This window comes from Pseudarthrobacter xylosi, assembly GCF_055412765.1.
Window position 1 is genome coordinate 1 of sequence record NZ_JBVAYT010000002.1, and the last position, 18,516, is coordinate 18,516.

The window sequence follows — 18,516 nt, forward strand, 5'->3', positions numbered from 1 at the left end:
GGGAGAGTAGGTCACCGCCGGAACATCATTAACGGTCGAGAGCCCCCCAACACACACGTGTTGGGGGGCACTCCCTTTTAACCACCCAAACACCCCGGGCACCACACACAAAAACCGCCCAGGCCGAACCACACCCGGCACCAAAGCACCTCAAAGCCACGGACCCACACAACCCGCACACCAGTGAAGAAGCGCGCAACGCCCCACCCCGCCGCCGTCGTACGCCACACAGGCTCCACCCGGCGAAGTGGTGGACGGCTTCGTCGCGGACGCGAACGACCAGCCCGGACCGCTGTTCGACTGGGTTATCCAGCGGTGACGTCCCGTTGGGCGAGAGCGGCTCTGGGCCCCCGGGGCGCCGTTTCACTTCGTCGACGGCGTGGAGGCAGCCGTGGCCAAGGCGCAGGAGCTCGCAGGTGACCGCATCGTCGAGGTCGCCGCTGGCGACGTCGGTGGCCAGGTGCTAGCCGCAGGCCTGGTCGACGAGATGCGCATGGACGTCGCACCCGTGGTGTTCGGTCCGGCAAGCGTTACTTCGGGTCGGTCCACGCACAGCACCTGTTGGAGGATCCCGACGTGGTGATTCAGGGCAACCGGGTGCTCCACGTGCGCTATCGGGTGCGCCGTTGACCGATCTGAGCATAACCACCAGCACCAAACACCAAAACACCACGGAACCGGGACCAGTCCGGCACCCCTGTGGAGCCGCGTAGAGTTGACGTCCATGGATAACCTTTTCAGCCACGCGGACGACACCCTCCCCGGCCCCGTTGAGCCGCCAGAAAGCCTAGAGCCTGTCATCTGCACCGTCATCGTGCCGGGGCCAGTGGCTCAGGCGTTCGCCGGCTTCACGGATCACACGCACTTGTGGTGGCCACTGGATTCTCACGGTGTGTACGGTGCAGGGTCTTACGTTGAGTTTGAAGAAAACCTCATTGTGGAAACGGCTGACGACGGCAGGACCGCCGTCTGGGGCTCCATAGATGACTGGCAGCCGCCCCTTTCGTTCCACGCATCCTGGCACCCCGGGACCACTGCTATCTGGTCCACTGAGCTGCGGGTCGCGTTCAGGGCGGTTGAGTCCGGGACGGAGCTTCGCCTGGTCCACAATGGCTGGGAAGGTGCTGAGGCACCTGCCGCCACGCGCGCCGACTATGCTGCCGGCTGGCCGAAGGTGCTGGACCGTTTCGTGCGGTTCATGGGCGGGGAAGCTCAAGCCTGAAGGTCAGGCTGGTGGTACAGCGGTGCTGTTCCGGACCAGGAACTCTGTAGGGTACTCCCGGTCAGTGGCCGCCGCCGAGGGTGACGTGCCCTTGGCAGGCCGCTTCGCGCCGGCGTCGAGCGTTTCCAATAGCATGCGGGCCGCCATGGCGCCTTGGCCGCGCGCATCCTGGTTGATGGTGGTCAGCCCAAAGACCTCACCGAGTTCGTGCCCGTCCATGCCGATCACGGAGAGATCCTGCGGTACCCGCAGGCCGAAGTCGCGGGCGGCCAGGATGGCGCCGATGGCCATTTCATCGGAGGCGGCAAAAATTGCTGTGGGCCGCCCGGCCGCGGAGGCCAGGAGCTTGCGGGCGGTCGTGTAGGCGCCTTGGATAGTGAAGTCCGCTGACACTACCCATTCGGGGCGGACAGCATGCCCCGCGGCCTGCATTGCTGCCTCAAAGCCCGCCCGGCGTATCCCTGGCAGTTTGAAATCCTGGTTCAGTTCGGCATCACCGGTGATGTGTGCGACCCGGGTGTGGCCCAGCCCGAGGAGGTGCTCGGTGGCGGTCGTGGCGAGGCGGGCATCATCAATCCTGATCGTGGACGCACCTTCCAGGGCGCCGCCGATGCCCACGATCGGACGGCGGATGGCCAGCAGCTGCTTGATTTCGGCTTCGCTCAGGACGAGTGCCACGGCGATGACCGCGTCCAGCCGCTTACGGAGCAGGAAGTCGCTCAGGACGCTGCGGCGGCGTTCCGGCCGGTCACCCACGTTGTACAGGGTGAGGTCGTAGCCGGCGTCGAGCAAGGTGCCGGACACGCCCTCCAGGACGGACGAAAAGTACCAGCGGTGGATGGACGGGACCACCAGCCCCACGTTGTGGTTACGGCCTGAGGCCAGGCTGGACGCATGGTAGGACGGGACGAAGCCCAGTTCGTCGGCTGCTGCCTTTGCCAGCTGCCGGCTCTTGGCCGACACATTCGCTTTGCCGCTCAGCGCCCGCGACACGGTGGCGATCGACAGCCCGGCACGGTCGGCAACGTCCTTGATGCCAGCAAGTCCCACTATGCTGCGTCGCCTCCGCCAATCCGCAGCCACGCGGTTTCTCCGGAAGCCAGGAAGTGGGCTGCATCCGAGCCGGAGTCAGAGCCGAAGCCGGAGCCGGAGTCAGCGCTGCGCACGAGGAGGCTGCCTGCCGGCATTTCCAGGGGTTCGTGGTTGAGGTTCATAATCACCAGCGTATCGCCGTTGAGGTACGCCAGGGACGAACCGCTGCACCAGTCTTCTGCCCAGGCCAGTGACCCGCTGCCCAGACCCAGTTCACGGCGCAGGGCCAGCATGTTCCGGTACAGGGAAAGGTGCGACGACGGCGATGCGGCTTGTGCGTCCCGTGCCAGTTCCGTGAAGCTCGCCGGCAGAGGAAGCCAGGGATCCTGGCCGGAGCCAAAGCCGAGGTGCCGTTCGGCGCTGCGCCAGGGGAGGGGAACCCGGCAGCCGTCGCGGCCCAGCCGGGCGCCTCCGGTGCGGGCAAACGTGGGATCCTGCCGCAGGTGCTCCGGAATATCGATGCCATCCGGCAGCCCTAGCTCCTCACCCTGGTAGAGGTAGGCGGCCCCGGGCAGTCCCAGCATAAACAGGGAGGCGGCGGCTGCACGCCGGCGACCCAGGGCTGTGTCCGGCTGCGGATCGGCCGGTCCGATGCCGTCGCCATCGCGGGGGCCATACCCGTTGTAGCCGAATCGGCTGGAATGGCGGACCACGTCGTGGTTGGACAGCACCCACGTGCTGGGCGCTCCGACGGCGTCCAGGGCGGTCAGCGAGTCCGTAATGACACTGCGCAGCCGGTAAACGTCCAGGCCGGCGTGCAGGTAGGGAAAATTGAAGGCCTGGTGCATTTCATCGGACCTCACCCAGTCGGCGAGGCGTGGGAGCGGGTCCACATTGGCTTCGGCGCACAGAATGCGGTCCGGCCCGTACCCGTCCAGGATCAGGCGCCAGGCCCTGAAGATGTCGTGGAGGGCCGGCTGGCCGAACATCGGAGCCTCATGGCCGGGGAAACCGTCCGAGCTTCCGCCGTCGGCACGGCCGCCCCAGGCAGGCAATCCCGGCGCCTTGACCAAAGCGTGCGCCACGTCCACCCTGAAGCCGGAGACGCCGCGGTCCAGCCAGAAACGGAGGACCCGCTCAAATTCGGCGTGGACGGCGGGGTTGTCCCAGTTGAAATCCGGCTGGGAGGAATCAAACAGATGCAGGTACCACTGGTCTGGCTGGCCGTCAGGACCGGTGACCCGGGTCCAGGCCGGGCCGCCGAAGTGGGACTGCCAGTTGTTAGGCGGTTCGTGGCCTTCGGGACCGGCGCCGTCCCGGAAGATGAACATGTCGCGTTCAGGGCTCCCTGCAGGGGAAGCCAGGGCTGCCTGGAAAGCCACGTGCTGGTCCGAGCAGTGGTTGGGAACCAGGTCCACGATGACCCGAAGCCCCAAGCGGTTGGCCTCGGCAATCATGACGTCAAAGTCGCCCAGGGTGCCGAAAATCGGATCCACGTCGCAGTAATCGCTGACGTCATAGCCTGCATCGCGCTGCGGCGATTTGTAGAAGGGGGACAGCCAGACGGCGTCCACATCCAGCTCGGCCAGCTGCGGAAGTTCCGCAGTAATCCCCGCGAGATCGCCGATGCCGTCGCCGTTGAGGTCTCGGAAGGACCGCGGGTACACCTGGTAGATGACGGCCGAGCGCCACCAGCCGGGGGCGTTGTCGGCATCGTGGATATGGGACAGCCGGCCCATCAGGGGGGCGGTGGCGGTAAACGCTGTATCTACAGACATGGAGGACAGCCTAGACCCAAACAAGCGTGATACTGCAAACGCTTCCATGTCGATTACGGGGGTCCTGCCGCTCATGTGGGGCCCTTATGCGTGTGACCTGTGGAAACGTTTGCAGACGGTGCCAGAGACACACTACTGCGGAGTAGCGTAACGATCCGCGGTTCTACACTGGTAACAACAATTGCGACGACGGGACGGGAGGCTGCGTGGGCGGCTTGGTTGAAGAGCTTGAGGGCACCCTCGGGTCAGGGCAGGTCAGCACCGAGGCGGAATTGCTCGCGAGGTACGCCGTGGACCAGGCCCCCGTCCTGGATTTCCAGCTCCCCGAAGCGGTGGTCTTCGCCAGGTCAGTCACGGACGTGCAGGCCGTGGTCAGGCTCTGTGCCGTCTACAACGTTGCGGTAGTGGCCCGCGGAGCGGGAACCGGCGTTTCCGGCGGCGCGCACGCGAGCAGGAACTGCGTAGTCCTGTCCCTGGAACAGATGAACCGCATTCTTGACCTGAACCCGGACGACGAGACCGCCGTCGTCGAACCGGGCGTGGTCAACGCGGCCCTCAACGAGGCCGCCTCTGAGCATGGCCTGATGTACGCGCCGGATCCCGCAAGCTTCCGTACCTCCACGATCGGCGGCAACGTTGCCACGAACGCCGGGGGACTGCGCTGCGCCAAGTACGGCGTTACCCGGGACTCGGTGCTGGCTCTTGATGTGGTGCTGGCCGACGGGTCCCTCATCCACACCGGCCACCAGACCTTCAAAGGCGTTGCGGGCTACGACCTGACGGGGCTGTTTGTCGGTTCCGAGGGCACCCTGGGGATCGTGGTGGGGGCGACCGTCAGGCTCAAGTACCTGCCCCGTGACGTGCACACCATCGCCGCGTTCTACCCGGACTTCAGGCAGGCCGCTGCGGGCGTCCTGGCGGTGGGCCGGGCCCGGGTGCAGCCGGCCATCATGGAACTGCTCGACGGCGGCACGCTGGCCCAGCTGGATGATCTCCACGGCTCCGACCTGAGTTCACGCGGCCGTTCGCTGCTCCTCATCCAGACTGACGGGTTCGGGGCAGCGGCGGAGGCCGACGTCGTGCGTTCCGTCCTCGCCGCCGGCGGGGCAACGGTGAGCACGGAATCCACGGAGGAAGCCGAGCAGCTCGTGGAGCTCCGCCGGAACAGCCGGGGTGCCGAAGTGGATGACGAATACCGCGTAGGCGAGGACGTGGCCGTGCCGCGCTCACGCCTGGTGGATTACGTGGCGGCGTTGGAAGACCTCGCGGCAACGCACGGCGTGAGCCTGAAAGTGGTGGCGCACGCCGGGGACGGCAACCTGCACCCCACGTTCTGGATCGACCGCCAGGACAGGGCGGTGGACGCTGACGCCATGGGCCGGCTGAACCTTGCCCTGGACGCCTCCATCGAAGCTGCCCTCGAAATGGGTGGCACCATCACCGGAGAGCACGGGATCGGGCAGTACAAACTGCGCTGGCTGGGCCTGGAGCAGCCGGAACCCGTCAGGGAGCTCCAGCGAAGGATCAAGGAGCTCTTTGACCCGGCCGGCATCCTGAATCCGGGCAAGGCCATCTAACGGCCTGGCCTCGCAACTGGGTAGCAGTAGATGTCGTTATTAGCGCTCATAACGACATCTACTGCGACCTAGTTGGGCGTGTTTTAACCCAACCGTGCTGCAACCGCGGCCGGTCCTGGTCCGTGTCAGTCGTCGACGTCCGGGTACTCTTCGGTGCTTTCATCGGCACCGTAGCGGGACTCCTCGGTTTCCACTTCGAGGATCTTCAGCATTGCCGTGTCCGGGTTGAGCATGATGGCGGCCTCGTCCCGGCGGTGGCGCAGGACGGACTCGATGTAGGACTGCACTGCCTCGGCCAGCGGAATGTGGCGGGCCTGCTCCTCGGACATGTACCAGCGGTGCTCCAGCACCTCGTGGACTGCCTCCGCCGGCTCAAGCTTGCGGGACAGGTCGCGGGGGATTGAACGCACAATGGGCTCGAAGACCTGGCTGACCCAGAGGTGGGCGCTGTATTCCTCGTCCATCCCCGGGTTGTTGTCCGCCCGGAACGAATCCATGTCATTGAGCAGGCGCCGGGCCTGGTTCTCCTGGGCGTCCAGTCCGGTCAGGCGCAGCAGCCGGCGCTGGTGATGGCCCGCGTCCACCACCTTGGGCTGGAGCTGGATGGTGGAGCCGTTCTGGGTGGTCTTAATCGCGTATTCCTCGACGTCGAACCCCAGCTCGTTGAGCTTCCGGATCCGGGCGGCCACGCGCCAGCGTTCGCCGATCTCGAAAGATTCCTTCTCGGTCAGTTCCGTCCACAGGCGCCGGTAGCTCTCCATGATGAGTTCGCTGGTGGCCACCGGGTCCACCTTCTCCTCGATCAGGCCGCCGTCCAGGAGGTCCATCAGCTCACCGGCGATGTTGACCCGGGCAATCTCGAGATCGTACTCGCGCTGGCCGGTGGAAAGGTCGGGATACAGCTCACCCGTTTCGGCGTCCACCAGGTAGGCCGCGAAGGCGCCAGCGTCGCGGCGGAAGAGAGTATTGGAGAGCGAGACGTCGCCCCAGTAGAACCCGATGAGGTGCAGCCGCACCATCAGCAGGGCCTGGGCATCGATGAGCCGGGTCAGCGTATCCTTGCGCAGCATCTGCGAGAAGAGGGCCCGGTACGGCATGGAGAACTTCAGGTGGCGGGTGACCAACACGGGGTTCAGTGGCCGTCCATCCAGGGTGGTCCGGCCCGTGATGACGGCCACCGGGACAACACACGGGACGTCCAGGCGGGCCAGCTTGCGGAGCATGTGGTATTCGTGGCGGGCAACGTGCTCGGACGTTTCCTTGATGGCGATGACGGAGCCGCCCAGATGCGCGAAACGCACGATATGCCGCGAGATGCCGCGGGGGAGCGCTGCGAGGTTCTCGGCCGGCCAATCCTCCAGGGCGATGTGCCAGGGCAGATCCAGGAGTTCGGGATCCGCGGACGCCGCCGTGATGTTCAGTGAGCTGGAAGCGGCAAGGACCTTGTCATCCTTGGCGCTCGCTGCCTCGAACCGCGGCAGCTTGCCGACCTGCGCGTAGTCCGTGGGCTCGTCGTGCCACTGTGCGCTGTTTTCATCGGTCATGGATCAATTCTTTCGTACGGAGGGGCTGCTGGCCTAAACATCGGCTTAAACGCCGACGGCGGCCCTTCCAGTCAGGAGGGCCGCCGTCGGTTAGTTATGCGGTGGGGATTAGTCGCCCAGGCGCAGACCGGTCTTGGTGTCGAACAGGTGCACGTGGCCCGACTGCGGACGGAAGTAGATGGTCTCGCCCTTCAGCGGGGGACGGCGACCGTCGACGCGTGCCACGATGTCGTGGTCCTTGCCGTCCAGCGTGGTGTGGCCGTAGATGTAAGCGTCGGCACCGAGTTCTTCAACGACGTCGACCTCGACCTGGAGGCCTTCGCCCTGCGGGGCCTGCTCCAGGTCCTCGGGGCGGGAGCCCAGGGTGACGGTGCTGCCGTGGGCCTCTTCGAGGATGTTGCGCGGCACGGGGTAAACCGTTCCGCCGAACTGGACGCCGCCGTCCACCACGGGCAGTTCGAGCAGGTTCATGGCAGGGGAGCCGATGAAGCCGGCAACGAAGACGTTCTTGGGCTTGTCGTAGAGGTTGCGCGGGGTGTCAACCTGCATCAGCAGGCCGTCCTTCAGCACAGCTACGCGGTCACCCATGGTCATGGCCTCGACCTGGTCGTGGGTGACGTAAACGGTCGTGACGCCGAGGCGGCGGGTCAGGGATGCGATCTGCGTACGCGTCTGGACACGGAGCTTGGCGTCCAGGTTGGAAAGCGGCTCATCCATGAGGAACACCTGCGGGTTACGCACGATGGCGCGGCCCATGGCAACACGCTGGCGCTGGCCACCGGAGAGTGCCTTCGGCTTGCGGTCCAGGTACGGCTCGAGGTCAAGAAGCTTGGCGGCTTCACGGACACGCTCGGCGCGCTCTTCCTTGGAAACGCCGGCGATCTTCAGCGCGAAGCCCATGTTGTCCGCAACCGTCATGTGCGGGTACAGCGCGTAGTTCTGGAAAACCATCGCGATGTCGCGGTCCTTCGGCGGAACATCGGTGACATCGCGGTCGCCAATAAGAATCCGGCCGGCGTTGACGTCCTCAAGGCCTGCGAGCATGCGCAGGGAGGTGGACTTACCGCAGCCGGAGGGTCCTACGAGGACCAGAAATTCGCCGTCGGCGATTTCGATGTTGAGCTTGTCAACAGCGGGCTTCTCTGTGCCCGGGTACAGACGCGTAGCGTTATCAAAAGTAACTGTAGCCACAGTTATCAATCCCTTCACCGGCAGGTACGTGCCGGACGATCCGTTGTGAATGGTTCATGTAATTCAGTTATCCACGGCATTGCAGCCGTGTACTCCCCGGCCGAAGGCCGAGGAGTATCACGTGACGCCGCACGGTTCCTGTGCGCCACATCACAAACAAGAGTATGTCAGACGAATGGCGTATTGGTGCAAATGTTACGGAGGTCACATGTGAGGTTGGACATGTCCCGAGGATCAGTCAGTGCTGGGCTCTTCTTCGGCAACCGCCAGGCTCCGTTCCTGCAGGAGCGCTTCGAGCAGTTCCGCCACGTGGGCCGGCGCTTCCACCCGGAACTCGGCCTGGGTGAAGTCCAGGCCCACTTTGACGCCCACATCGCCGGTTTCCAGGCGTCCCAGGGCGTCTTCGTCCGTGACGTCGTCACCGGCGAAGAGAACGGCAGTGGCCCCGGTAATCTGGCGCAGGAAGGTCAGGCCCTCACCCTTGGAGGCGTTGACCACCGATGTTTCCAGGACACGCTTGCCGTTCTTCAGGAAAACGCCCTTGCGGTCCTGGAGAACTGAACGCGCCGCGGCTACCGCGTCCTCGGCGACGTCGTCCGTGGCCAGCCGGGTATGGAGGACCACGCCCGCGGGCTTGTCTTCGAGCAGCGTGCCCGGTGCCTGGTCAACGATCTCCTCGAGGAGGCCGCGGACTTCGGCCAGCAACTTACGCTGGGCTTCGTCCAGCGTAAGTTCAGCGGAGCCGGGGCCCAGCCACGCCTCGGCGCCATGGCTGCCGATCAGCAGCGTGTCCACCGGGGGCGAGGCGACCGCGCGCAGGCTGGCGAGGGCCCGCCCTGAGATGAGTGCCGTCGTCGTGCGTGGAAGGGCGGCGAGCCCGGCGAAAGCGGCGGCAGAGCGCGGAAGAGGGCGGGCTTGGTCCGCGCGGTCCACCAGCGGGGAAATGGTGCCGTCGAAGTCCAGGGCCACCAGCAGGTGTTCCGTCTGGGCGATGCGGCGGGCAGCCTGCCGGAGTTCGGGGGACAAGGCGAGTGGGCCCTTAGCGGGGTTGGCGTCAGGAGTCATCGCGCACAACTTTCTCGTTCAGGGCGGCCAAGAAGTCAGCTGACCAGTGGTCGACGTCGTGCTCCAGGATCTGTTTGCGCATGGAGCGCATACGGCGCGCGGCGTCTTTGGGAGGCAAATCGACGGCCCGCATGATGGTGTCCTTAAGGCCGTCGATGTCGTGCGGGTTCATCAGCAGCGCCTGCTTGAGCTGGTCCGCGGCCCCGGCGAACTCGCTGAGGACCAGGGCGCCGTCGTTGTCCTTGCGGGCGGTGACGTATTCCTTGGCCACGAGGTTCATGCCGTCCCGCAGGGCGGTCACGAGCATAACGTCGGCGGCGAGGTACAACGCCACCATTTCCTCCACGGGGTAGCTGTGGTGGAGGTAGCGGACGGCCGTGTTCTGGATGGTGTCGTAGGTGCCGTTGATGTGGCCGACGGTACCTTCGATTTCCTCGCGCAGGAGGCGGTATTGCTCCACCCGTTCGCGGCTGGGGCTGGCAACCTGGATCAGCGTTGCGTCGCCGACCGTCAGCTTGCCTTCGTTGAGGAGTTCTTCAAAGGCCTTGAGCCGGTGCCGGATGCCTTTGGTGTAATCGAGTCGGTCCACGCCCAGGAGGATGGTTTTGGGGTTGCCGAGGTCCTGGCGGATCTGGCGAGCACGCTCGATGATCTCGGGGTTGTGGGCCAGTTCGCTGATCTGGGCGACGTCGATGGAGATCGGGAAGGCCTGGGCCCTGGCGATGTGCGTGATTTCGCCGTTTTTACCCTTGACGTGCACTTGCTGCTGCTTGACGCTGGCGCCCAGGAACCGGCGGGCGGAGCGCATGAAATTGCCGGCGTCGCTGGGGCGCTGGAAGCCCACCAGGTCAGCGCCCATCAGGCCATCGATGATGGCATGCCGCCACGGCAGCTGCGCGAAGATTTCCGGCGGGGGGAAGGGGATGTGGTTGAAGAAGCCGATCCGCAGGTCTGGCCGCGCCTGGCGCAGCAGGCGCGGCACCAGCTGCAGCTGGTAGTCCTGGACCCACACCGTGGCGCCCTGGCCGGCATGGCGTACGACGGCGTCGGCGAACCTTTGGTTGACCTTGCGGTAGGCGTCCCACCAGGTCCGGTGGAACTCCGGCGGGGCGATGACGTCGTGGTACAGGGGCCACAGGGTGGCGTTGGAGAAACCCTCGTAGTAGAGCTCAACGTCGTCGTTGCTCAGCTGGACGGGAACCAGGTCCATGCCTCCATGGCTGAAAGGCTCGACGGTCTCGTCCGGGGCGCCATGCCAACCCACCCACGCGCCGTCGGTCTTGGTCATCATAGGAGCGAGGGCGGTCACCAGGCCGCCGGGGGAGCGGCGCCAGCCGGAGCCGTCATCGCCGCTCTCACCTGGCGCGCAGCGGTCCACCGGCAGCCTGTTGGAGACAACCATAAAATCGTACGTGGCGGCGGTGCTGTGGCTGCTCTCGGCGGCGCCGGCGGCAGGTACAGCTGATGGTTTTTCTTGGACTGATGTTTGCATTGCGGCCCCCTGGGGTTGCTTGTGCCTTTAAACCACCTTAATAGGATGGAATCTTCGCGGCTATTCGTCCGTTGGTTATTCGGGCTGAATACTTGAGAGCGCAAGCTCTCAGGTTTGTCCCCTAAAATGGTGGAGTCGCCACAGAGTGGTCCCCCTATGTCGATCGACCCAAGGAACACATGAGCCCCGCAAATGAAATACGCAAGTCCAAGGCTGAACGAACCTCGGAGGCGCGCGAGAAGGCACGCCTGATCCGTGAGGCGCAGCTGAAGAAGGACAAGCGCAACAAGCTGCTGATCGGCTGGGGCATTGTGGTGGCCGTGGTGGCCATCCTTGTGGTGGTGGGTCTGGTGGTGACCACAACGATGCGGCAGAACGCCCCTATCGCTGACCAGGGTCCGACGCCGGCCAACGGAAACGCCAACGGTGGCGTCACCTTGTTGGCCAATACCGACGTCGCGAAGCTGGACCCGGCCACCGTTGACGCTGCCGCCGTGGGGGAACCCCCGGAAACCGCGCCGGCGTCGGTCGTGGCGCCGGGCGCCGAGGCTGAGGCAGGCAAGCCGGTCAAGGTGGTCCTGTACGTTGACTTCATCTGCCCGGTCTGCAAGAACTTCGAGACCCAGTACAACGAGCAGCTGACGTCGCTGCGCAACGAGGGCAAGATCTCGGTGGAATACCGGGCCCTCGGGTTCCTGGACAGCCGGTCCTCCACGAACTACTCGTCCCGAGCAGCCAACGCTGCCGCGTGCGTTGTGAATGAGTCTCCGGAAAAGTATGCGGAGTTTGTGGACGCGCTGTTCGCCAACCAGCCTGCGGAAGGCAGCGCCGGTCTTTCTGACGACAAGCTCAAAACCATGGCCACGGACATCGGCGCCAAGAACATTGACACCTGCATCAATGAGAAGACCTACCGTCCGTTCGTGAAGTTCACAACCAAGCAGGCCGCCGCCATCGGCGTCACCGGCACGCCCACCGTGTTCGTGGACGGCCAGCAGTGGGGCAAGGGTGCCAGCGCGCAGACCCCGTTCCCGGACTTCCTGCAGGCAGCGATCACCGCGAAGGGCTAGCGGCTTCTTACGCGTAGAGGACCTGCTTCCGGATCGATTCCGGAAGCAGGTCCTCTCTTTTGCTCCGGGTTGCCCTGGCCGCGCGTTTTTACGAGCGGGCGGACTTGGGCTAACCTTATCTAGCGCCGTTGCGGCGCACGCCCTGTATAGGGCGCGCCTCCTTAGCTCAGTTGGCCAGAGCACCGCTCTTGTAAAGCGGGGGTCGTCGGTTCGAATCCGACAGGAGGCTCCAGTTGTGTGTTTGACCTGCGGGTTTATTCCGGAGTTTGCGAGGCCCAAGCGCGGATTCTGCCGAGGTGTTGGTAGGTTTTCGCCAGTTCTAATCCCACCGCGAGCTTGGCAAACGGCCCTGACCTGCGGTCTTACTCCAGATGTCTTTTAGGCTACGTCGCGATCCGCGGAGGGAGTAGGGTGCGGATCTTCGGTTCGAATCCTCCGCCCAACCAAATTGGGCGCTGATCTGCAGGTTTACGTCCGGTGCTGACCTGGAAGGGGCCCGTTCCCGCCGGGACTCACCTTTAACTCACCTTAGTCAGCGTCGCCGGACAGTTGTTAGCACGGCAAAGGCGAACCTGAACTACTTCAGGACCCGATCGGTCGGCAGCATGTGGCCACAAGCGAATCGGGTTTTAGGTCTGAAGTCCGTCACGGCTCTGCGGATACGATGCGGGAATGGATTTGACTATTGTCGCCAACGACACCCGCGGCGGGGTCGAACCCTACCTCGCCCTGGCTGGCGAAGCGGCCGCGCGAGGGCACACGGTACGTGCTGTCGCGCCACCCCAATACGACCCCGATTTTCGCGCGATCGGGGCTCAGTTCATTCCGTTACACGGGGCAGAGCAAGCGCAGGCCATCGCTGCACAAGGTCGGGTTTCGCTTCGCGAGATGGGGCGGCGGGTCGTTGATCTGACCGCCCGGTGGGCAGTGGACGCAGCGGAGGGTGCGAGGGGAACGGATCTTGTGGTCTCCGGTATCGGGGGCCTCTCCATTGCGGGGCCAATCGCCGAGGCGGTCGGAGCGAGACTTCTCCGCGCTCACCTGCAACCCCTCGATGCACCCAGCACCCTGTACCCTGGCCCGCTTGCCCCCGGGCTGGCTCGATTCGGTCCAGCCGGTCGACGACTCTCCCACACGGTCACCGCTGCAGGGATTTCACTACTCTCGCGCGCGCCTGAACGCGCCGCCCGAGCCAGTCTGCGCCTGCACCGCACCTCCAGCGCTCCTCTCTCCACGATTGTCTACGGATTCAGCAGCGCCGTCGTCCCGGTCGCATCTGACGCTGACACTATTCGCATCCCTACCGGATACTGGACCACGCCAACTCCCGCCACGATCGATCCACGCCTGCGTGATTTTCTGAACCAGCCTGGCCCCACCGTCAGCGTCGGATTCGGCAGCATGGTCACCGCTGATCCGCGTGCGCTCCGGAACATCGTGATCGGTGCCGCCCGCCGCGCGGGCACCCGTATCGTGATGCTCACCGGGTGGGGCGCGCTAGACCCCTCCGAGGATCTGGGCGAAGATGTCCTGACTCTGCCGTCAGCGCCGCACAGTTGGCTGTTCCCGAGGGTCGCGGCTACGGTCCACCACGGCGGTGCGGGAACTACAGGCGCAGCACTTACCGCGGGAAAACCCACCGTAGTTATCCCCTTCGGCGCAGACCAGCCTTTCTGGGCTTCCCGGGCACACCAACTCGGGGTTTCTCCAGCCCCGCTTCGCCGGACCCGACTCAATGAGATTGCACTCACGGCCGCTCTCGAGTGCGCACTCACAGACACTGCTATGAGGCAACGAGCGGAAGATGTTGGCAACAGACTGCAGTGCGATCATGGGACAGCGATCGCCCTGGACATCTTCGAGAGTCTCTGACAAGTCGCCCTGTCGCCCCACACTGGCGTGGGCTCGCAGTGTCCCACTGCAACGCCGCCACTTAGCGCAGGCAAGAGCTCGAAACCTTAGGTTAGCTGTCTGCGGCGAATGGTGCCTGCTGTGCGTACCGGTCGGTGGCGGCGCAGTCCACCAGCAGCGCCGCGAGTGCCGCTCTGTGCAGTGTCGTTTTGCGCGGTGGCGTGTGCGGGTCGAGGACCGGCGGGGTGCCGGTCCCGCCATTGACGAGCCGGGGAACCCGGATCAATGTCCACTCCAATCCGCTGGCCTGCCAGGCCTGGTATTCCCGTTCCCGGTCCACCGACGCTGCACCGGCTAGTGTCCGTGCCAGGGCGCCGATGGATCGGTCCCGGAAACCCTTGCGGTCGCCCGGGACATCGAGCCCGCCGACGCTGACCCCGACGAACCGGCCCACGCCCGCCTGTGTCATCGCCGTGATGGTGTTCCTGGCGAGCACGGTATGCAGATCCGACGTCCGGCCCCGTACGCCCACGGCCGAAATCACGGCATCAACCCCGAACAGGGCACGGGCGAGGGCTTCGGGGTCGCGGACGTCGCCTGGGACCTTTCCGACGTCAACACCGTCAAGGCTGCCGGGCGTCCGGACCAGGGCTGTGATCTGATGTCCGCGGGTCCGCGCCTCGGTCAGGACCAGGGCACCGGTACGGCCGGCGGCTCCGAGCAGCGCGATTCTCATGCCGGCTCCTTTGACGGGGTGGACGGGTTCCAGATGTCGCGTTCCCGATGGGCGAACTGGGCGAAACTGACAGGGTCCCTGCCCAGTACCTGGCGGACGGTGCCGGTCAGGGACCCGGCCAGCCCGAGCCTGGCCGTGGTGTAGATGGCCGCCGTAACCGCTGCCATGCCCCACGGCATGCCAAGGGTGCGCCGCGCGTGCCGGAGGTAACGTAGCAACCCGGGGCGTGTGTACCGGATGGGACGGCCGAGCTCGGTGCTCAGGATCCGGGCAACCTGATCGTAGGTCAGTGCTTCATTCCCCGTCACCGTCCAGGCGGTATTCCGATGCGGCGCCGGGTCCAGCAGGGCGGCCGCGGCCACGGCGCCGACGTCCTCCCCGTCAACGAACGCGGTCGCGCCGCGTCCGGCGGGGACCATGATCTCGTCACGGTCCCGGATGTCGGTCAGGTGGGTGGTGGACAGGTTCTGGTGGAAGAACGAGGCCCGCACGAACGTCCAGTGAACACCGGAAGTGCGCAGCCATGCTTCTATGGCGGCGTGCGGAACGACTTTGTTCTTCTCGGCGCCCTGGAGGGAGAGGAACACCATCTGCCGAGCACCCAGACGGCGCGCGTACTCAAGAGCCGGGATCATTTGTGTCTTTGGCTTGCCCAGCTGCGGGGGGCGCATCAGGAACATCTGCTCGGCGCCGTCAAAGGCCGCCGGCCAGGTCAGCTCGTCGGTGAAGTCAAGGGCCACCGGCTCGACCCGGTCCCCGAACACCCGCGTCACGGATTCGACGCTCCGGCCGGCAGCACGGACCCTTCGTCCTGAGGCGAGCAACTGTTCGACCACGACACGGCCGATGGTTCCCGTAGCCCCCGTCACCAGGATCATGCTGTCTGCCATCTATCCTCTTTCCCAAGGCGTGACATGAGGCTAACAAACCCGTCCGGCCAGGAGGGAAGACAACCTCAAATTTAGCGGTGAAATTACCCGTCAAGGCAAGACGCCGGGCGACAAGCCGCCCATCATCCGGTCAGCTGACCGCCATTTTCCTTGACTGTCACATCCGTGCATCTACCGTGACAGGAGCTTTTGGCCGTCGGGACGCAGCTCACCGATGGGCGAGACGTGTCGGTACAGGGTCTGGCGGGTGATCCCGAGTTCGGTGACGACGTCGGACGCGGAGCGAAAGCCATGCTGGAGAACAACCCCGAACGCCACATCTGGGGCCTCGGCCGCCACCACGCCGGATCCAACTTCTTCTGGTACCTCAAAGACCCCGCCGGAAACTTCTCGGAATACTACTCCGACATGGACTGCATCCACGAGACGAAAACCATCAATGGGCAATCGAAAGCATCCGCTCCCGAACTGTCCCGACACATCGATCGATCTCCAACCGATGACAGGCTGCCTCGAAAAACAAGAGCTTTTCAAGACACTGTTCTTGCCCTGAGGAGGGGTAACGGACGGCTGAGAAGCCGGGCACCCCGTTGTCTTGCAAACACGTCGCACCATAAATCGTCTCAGCCGGGGCCCGTCAGGGACTTTTTGAGTCAGAATGGCAACCTAAACTCAGTCGTACCCGCTTTGGTCGCCGCAGGCAGAGGAGTATCCCGCGGACTGGGTGCCGCTGTTTCGCGACGCACGACGTAAGCTCCCAAGTCGCATGCGGAAGCGGCGCCGGCCAAAGCCGCCTCGACCTGCCTGAGCCTTCTACATCAATGTGGACGCGGCCGAAGCCACAAGGCAAGTAAAGAAGAACCACTCTCCTAACGCGGCTGCCACAGCCCGACTGCTCCTCAAGTGGTTCAACCCGTAGCGAGATCCCCTGCGTTTCCAAGGTTTTTCAAACGCCGATAAGGACCCTTTCGTCAACTAGAAGGGAGTCGCCCTGTTCGGGGGGATGTCGTGGCGAAATTGCTGCCTCTCTGACCGCGGAACGGGCGGCATGGGACAGGGGCTGGCCGGTTCCTAAAAGGACCTGACGTCGGTCATGCGCTTGGCGGGCACATTTGTCCCTGAAGAACAGATATCCAAGACGCCAGTTGTTAACAGGAGGAGGACACTTCTTTGGGCTCAGGACGTACCGGAAGTCAACCGGCAATTGCAACCGACTCACCCTTTACCCACCCCAATCAACGACAAAGGACAAATATTCATCAGTCATCGTAGCTCGCAGAAAGCCCCTAGAATCCGGGCAAAGCGGGCACTTTCTTTACCCGCAACAGGCGCCCGGACCTAAAGCGGGGGTCGTCGGTTCGAATCCGACAGGAGGCTCCGATTTTTATGCTGACCTGCGGGTTTATTCGTATGGATCCGGCCCGTGGGGCTAACTACGCGTTCGGCGAGACGGATGTCCTGGGGTCTTCGACATTCCCGATCAACCGAGTGCTGTTGCCCTTCCCTGATGATTAATTCCACCTATGCCGTGGACCTTCGCCTCACCTCGTTCATGACACCCGAGGATATTGATGCAGCTGTAGCCAAGACACCTGCCTGCCGGGCATCGGTCAGTAACGGCTGCGACCGGCGTCGACCTGCGTGCGGACTGGCCGGTGACTGAGGATCAATCGGGGAAGCGGGCGTCGCCCGTAAGTTCGACAGAAAATATTCGAAAAAATCCGGTCTGGTTTGGGCCCTCAGCCCTTAGGATCAGGAAAGTGCCGCTAGGCACCACCTGACCGGCGGGTTTCCACCCGCCTTGCCGATTGCGGGGACCGATCGCCATGCTCAGAACTTTGAAATCCATCGCGGCAGTGGTCGGCCTGGGTCTGGCTTTGGGACTGATGCCGGCCCAGGCAGCCCAGGCAGCGCCTGTCACAGGCCGGATTTCCCTCAGCCCGGCCACGGGGCTGGCAGGTTCCGCTGTCACAGTCAGCGGAACGGGATTCAAAGCCTCCACGACGGGGACGGTGGTTGCCGGTGCCACGACTTTTCCCTTCAAAACCGCCGCCTCGGGTGCTTTCACTACCTCGATCACCATCCCTTCCACGGCCAAGGGATCATTGACCATCACTGCCAAGACCTCTTCCATTCAGGCCTCGTCCGTGTTCACGGTGACGGCGCCGGTCCCGACGCTCCCTCCGGTCAGCACGGCCGCGCTTCGGTTCGGGGTGGCCACAGCCGGCGGCCCGCTGGCTAGCGGCGAACTGGATGACGTGGCGCAGCTGGCCGGCGAAAGCCCGTCCAGCATTCTTTTCTACAAGGACTTCCTCCAGGCGCCCCCCATCGCAGAAATGAACTCCGTCCGGGCACGAGGCGCCGTTCCACTCATTACCTGGGAACCCTGGGCATGGGGCGGTGGCACGGAACAGCCGGCCTACTCCTTGGACCGAATTGCCGCCGGCGACTTTGACGCCCACATCACGCAGTGGGGCCAGGCACTCACTGCCTGGGGCTACCCGGTCCAGCTCCGGTTCGCCCATGAGATGAACGGAAACTGGTATCCGTGGGCTGAAGGCATCAACGGAAATCAGGCCGGTGACTACGTCAATGCCTGGCGCCACGTTCACGACGTTGTGGCTGCCACCGGCGCCGGCAACGTGGCCTGGGTCTGGAGCCCGAACGTTCCTTACTACGGTTCCACAGATCTCGCCGGCCTCTTTCCCGGGGTCGGATACGTGGATGTTGTAGCACTCGACGGGTACAACTGGGGCACCTCCGCCTCTTGGAGTGGCTGGATATCGCCGCAGGATCTCTTCGCTCCGGGTATAGCCCAGTTGCGTGCTCTGGCACCCGGAGTTCCCATCCTGATCAGCGAGACGGCTTCCAGCGAAGCAGGCGGCAACAAAGCTGCCTGGAACACTGAGCTCGTGTCCTATCTCGCCGCCCAGCCCGATGTGGTGGGCTTCGTGTGGTTCCATCTCCAGAAAGAAACCGACTGGCGCATCAACAGCAGCGCCACCTCAGCCTCCGCATTCAAGTCCGCACTTGAGGCGCGGCGGACTCCCTGACGCAATGCTCAATCT

14 protein-coding genes, 1 tRNA gene and 1 pseudogene are annotated in these 18,516 nt (G+C 64.5%); 7 read left to right on the plus strand and 9 right to left on the minus strand.

Annotation, left to right across the window (positions count from 1 at the left end; translation table 11 throughout):
* Positions 1–247 precede the first annotated feature (247 nt).
* A pseudogene (locus ACZY1F_RS04065) lies at positions 248–630 on the plus strand (dihydrofolate reductase family protein).
* Between the two features lie 94 nt (positions 631–724).
* Positions 725–1,222, plus strand: coding sequence for an SRPBCC domain-containing protein (locus tag ACZY1F_RS04070; RefSeq protein WP_463940400.1), 498 nt, complete (start codon positions 725–727; stop codon positions 1,220–1,222).
* A 3-nt stretch (positions 1,223–1,225) separates the two neighbouring features.
* Here the strand turns inward: ACZY1F_RS04070 and ACZY1F_RS04075 are convergent, their stop codons facing one another.
* Together ACZY1F_RS04075 and ACZY1F_RS04080 are read right to left on the minus strand one after the other, a co-directional pair.
* A complete protein-coding gene (locus tag ACZY1F_RS04075; protein WP_463940401.1) occupies positions 1,226–2,272 on the minus strand; it encodes a LacI family DNA-binding transcriptional regulator in 1,047 nt (348 codons plus the stop codon).
* Entirely contained in the window at positions 2,272–4,032 is a 1,761-nt protein-coding gene (locus ACZY1F_RS04080; protein WP_463940402.1) for a glycoside hydrolase family 13 protein, read from the minus strand. Before ACZY1F_RS04080 ends, ACZY1F_RS04075 begins: the two co-directional genes overlap by 1 nt.
* Positions 4,033–4,238: 206 nt before the next feature.
* Here ACZY1F_RS04080 and ACZY1F_RS04085 point away from each other — a divergent pair, with 206 nt between their 5' ends.
* A complete protein-coding gene (locus ACZY1F_RS04085; protein WP_463940404.1) occupies positions 4,239–5,609 on the plus strand; it encodes an FAD-binding oxidoreductase in 1,371 nt (456 codons plus the stop codon).
* A 125-nt stretch (positions 5,610–5,734) separates the two neighbouring features.
* Here the strand turns inward: ACZY1F_RS04085 and ACZY1F_RS04090 are convergent, their stop codons facing one another.
* The 4 genes from ACZY1F_RS04090 to ACZY1F_RS04105 all read right to left on the minus strand — a co-directional run bounded on the left by ACZY1F_RS04090 (position 5,735) and on the right by ACZY1F_RS04105 (position 10,901).
* Positions 5,735–7,153 (minus strand): DUF4032 domain-containing protein, encoded by a 1,419-nt coding sequence (locus ACZY1F_RS04090; protein ID WP_463940405.1) that lies wholly within the window; start codon positions 7,151–7,153, stop codon positions 5,735–5,737.
* Positions 7,154–7,261: 108 nt separating this feature from the next.
* A complete protein-coding gene (locus tag ACZY1F_RS04095; RefSeq protein ID WP_463940406.1) occupies positions 7,262–8,344 on the minus strand; it encodes an ABC transporter ATP-binding protein in 1,083 nt (360 codons plus the stop codon).
* Positions 8,345–8,578: 234 nt separating this feature from the next.
* Positions 8,579–9,409, minus strand: coding sequence for a trehalose-phosphatase (gene otsB / locus ACZY1F_RS04100; RefSeq protein WP_463940408.1), 831 nt, complete (start codon positions 9,407–9,409; stop codon positions 8,579–8,581).
* Positions 9,399–10,901 carry an alpha,alpha-trehalose-phosphate synthase (UDP-forming) gene (locus tag ACZY1F_RS04105; RefSeq protein WP_463940409.1) on the minus strand — a complete coding sequence of 501 codons (1,503 nt, stop codon included), beginning with the start codon at positions 10,899–10,901 and terminating at the stop codon, positions 9,399–9,401. The genes otsB and ACZY1F_RS04105 overlap by 11 nt, the downstream gene beginning before the upstream one ends.
* A gap of 179 nt (positions 10,902–11,080) precedes the next feature.
* Between ACZY1F_RS04105 and ACZY1F_RS04110 the strand changes: the two genes are divergently transcribed.
* The 3 genes from ACZY1F_RS04110 to ACZY1F_RS04120 all read left to right on the plus strand — a co-directional run bounded on the left by ACZY1F_RS04110 (position 11,081) and on the right by ACZY1F_RS04120 (position 13,843).
* Positions 11,081–11,971 carry a DsbA family protein gene (locus tag ACZY1F_RS04110; RefSeq protein ID WP_463940410.1) on the plus strand — a complete coding sequence of 297 codons (891 nt, stop codon included), beginning with the start codon at positions 11,081–11,083 and terminating at the stop codon, positions 11,969–11,971.
* A gap of 155 nt (positions 11,972–12,126) precedes the next feature.
* Positions 12,127–12,203: transfer RNA gene (locus tag ACZY1F_RS04115), tRNA-Thr, on the plus strand.
* Between the two features lie 440 nt (positions 12,204–12,643).
* Positions 12,644–13,843 carry a glycosyltransferase gene (locus ACZY1F_RS04120; RefSeq protein WP_463940411.1) on the plus strand — a complete coding sequence of 400 codons (1,200 nt, stop codon included), beginning with the start codon at positions 12,644–12,646 and terminating at the stop codon, positions 13,841–13,843.
* 91 nt (positions 13,844–13,934) lie between these two features.
* Here ACZY1F_RS04120 and ACZY1F_RS04125 read toward each other — a convergent pair whose 3' ends face one another.
* From ACZY1F_RS04125 to ACZY1F_RS04135, 3 genes are all read right to left on the minus strand, one after another.
* Positions 13,935–14,558 carry an NAD(P)-dependent oxidoreductase gene (locus ACZY1F_RS04125; protein ID WP_463940412.1) on the minus strand — a complete coding sequence of 208 codons (624 nt, stop codon included), beginning with the start codon at positions 14,556–14,558 and terminating at the stop codon, positions 13,935–13,937.
* Entirely contained in the window at positions 14,555–15,448 is an 894-nt protein-coding gene (locus tag ACZY1F_RS04130; protein ID WP_463940413.1) for an NmrA family NAD(P)-binding protein, read from the minus strand. Before ACZY1F_RS04130 ends, ACZY1F_RS04125 begins: the two co-directional genes overlap by 4 nt.
* A 171-nt stretch (positions 15,449–15,619) precedes the next feature.
* Positions 15,620–15,871: a hypothetical protein gene (locus ACZY1F_RS04135; RefSeq protein ID WP_463940414.1), complete on the minus strand. Its 252-nt coding sequence runs from the start codon at positions 15,869–15,871 to the stop codon at positions 15,620–15,622.
* 1,403 nt (positions 15,872–17,274) lie between these two features.
* On the opposite strand from ACZY1F_RS04135, the gene ACZY1F_RS04140 reads away from it, so the two are divergent.
* Positions 17,275–18,501 (plus strand): glycosyl hydrolase, encoded by a 1,227-nt coding sequence (locus tag ACZY1F_RS04140; RefSeq protein ID WP_463940415.1) that lies wholly within the window; start codon positions 17,275–17,277, stop codon positions 18,499–18,501.
* Positions 18,502–18,516: the final 15 nt, after the last annotated feature.